Raw genomic sequence first — 1,604 nt, forward strand, 5'->3', positions numbered from 1 at the left:
TCAGGATGACCCGGACTGATCTGGCTAGCGGCGCTCGGCAGCGCGGTCACCTGAGTGACCGTCACCAGCGCCACAACCCCCGCTAACCAACGCGACATGCGTCTCAGGTACCTGTTTGCGTGCAGCATTGATGGATCCTTGTCTGTTCGGAGAATCGGTGGGCCCGAGGCAACAGGGCTTCTACTGCGCGAGCCGGTACACGCCCTGGGCGATAATCCACTTCGTCAACCACGCCTGGGCCGCCGTTGCGGCAACTAACTCCTCGCGGCCCGCATACGTGTCCTCGCCTGGCGTCTGATACGTCCGCCCGTCGGCGGACCGTCGCTGCATGTCGAGTACGCGCTGGCCATGCAGCTGTTCCCAGTAGCCGCCCTTTTGGCTGGCCAGTCGGTCAAACCCAAACGCGGCGGCCTGCACATCGAGCAGGGTCGGCTGAATGCGGCGATCGGTTCCCCAGTCGTTGCCCTGGGGGTAGTAGATGTGCTCGGAGTTATCGACGTAGACGGTTCCGCCCGGTTGCCGCACGGCTCCGCCGGGCGGGAAGGCGCTACCGGCAACCCAGTTGCGGTCAACCAGCGCGTCGTAGACGACGTCTGCGTTCCACATCGCGGATCGCGGCGTTGCTTGACCGGCCATCGAGTACACAAGTGCGGCCTGGGCGTTCAGGCTGACGGTCGTGGAGTAGTCAGGATGCACTCGGGAGTGATTGACGATCACGCCGTCCTCGTCGATGTTCGAGCCGTCGAGCCAGTCGCGGATCGGCCTGCCGTCCACGACGGTGGTGCGCGTCAGGTCCGACGGCCGGGAGAAGGCCGATAGCATCAGCTCCCGGTTTTTGTTCATCCAGGCTGTGTGGTGCGGATGATCGGGCATCATCGCGGTGGCCAGCTGGAGCACCATCGCATTCCAGGCGTTCTCTTCGGCTTTGGTATCACCGGGCGACGTAATGGTTCCAGCGGCGTTGCGGTAGTAGGGCACCCTGTAATCGACGAATCGGTTCGCTTCATGCTCCACCATCCGGGCGACATGGGCGCGGTCGTCGGCGCTCAGCTGGTCCCACATCAGCCATCCGGCGAAGCCGGCGTATGCGGCCCACATGGCCGACTGCCAGGCGTCGCCCCATCCGTTGACAGAATTGGCGCGGTGCCGGTAAGCGATCGAGCCAGCTAGGAGCGCTGTTCTGCGGGAGGCCTCGGCAGCAGGCACGTCGCCTGCCGAGGCCGCGTCGTACGCCCCGGTTCGTAGCGCGATGGCCAGCGCGAGTGCCTCGTCGGCTGGTCCGCGGACGTGCATTTCGCCTGTGCCGCCCAGGTTCAGGTATGTCTGAGCGCTGGTAGGGAAGCCCTTTGCCGGCCACCATGTCTTGAGCCCGTATCGCAGTGCGTTGCGCAGGATCGCCGCCATCCGCACAGAGTTCGCGTCAGTGGGCGCCGGATGCGTGAATCGCGACCAATCGATGGGGGTGACGTTGGGCGGCGGGCCCTCCGGTATCGGCTCGGTGGCGATGGCGTAGAGGGGGGCGTCGGTGGTGGTGCCGTAGGCGAATTGTGTGTTGTGCAGGCCGGCGTTGGCGGTGTTGCGGAGGTACCAGATGGTGTCGCGTC

Annotated in this window: 1 protein-coding gene; it reads right to left on the bottom strand. The window is 65.4% G+C overall.

Annotation, left to right across the window (positions count from 1 at the left end; genetic code table 11):
• Positions 1 to 180: 180 nt before the first annotated feature.
• The coding region (locus ACIBH1_RS49050; protein ID WP_397321045.1) for a hypothetical protein at positions 181 to 1,604 on the bottom strand (1,424 nt) is incomplete at its 5' end.

This window comes from Nonomuraea sp. NPDC050663, assembly GCF_044456985.1.
In the GTDB taxonomy this organism is placed as follows: Bacteria; Actinomycetota; Actinomycetes; order Streptosporangiales; family Streptosporangiaceae; genus Nonomuraea.